The organism is Paraburkholderia sp. SIMBA_027, from assembly GCF_046535315.1.
Lineage (GTDB): Bacteria > Pseudomonadota > Gammaproteobacteria > Burkholderiales > Burkholderiaceae > Paraburkholderia > Paraburkholderia tropica.
Window position 1 is genome coordinate 1 of record NZ_JAWRWY010001480.1, and the last position, 241, is coordinate 241.

A 241-nucleotide genomic window follows, 5' to 3' on the forward strand; every position below is an offset into this window, starting at 1 on the left:
GTGCCGGCTTGTCCACGACGCCAGCGGCGAACAGCCTGTCGTCGACGTCGACGTACGTGCTGTCTGCCGGAGCGGACCGCAACGCCGCGACGATCCTCGCGCCGAGCTCCGCGTCGATCGTCCGCTTCTCGTGACGGAAGATCGCAACCGCGGACTGCATGACGTGGTACGGAAGCGAGTTACGAAGAACGGGAACCTCCAGAAGGACGGGGAACCACTGCAGGTCGAACCGGAAGTGCTT

At 64.7% G+C, this 241-nt stretch carries 1 pseudogene; it reads right to left on the reverse strand.

Annotation, left to right across the window (positions count from 1 at the left end):
* A pseudogene (locus SB764_RS44115) lies at positions 1–241 on the reverse strand (hypothetical protein); the annotation flags it as partial.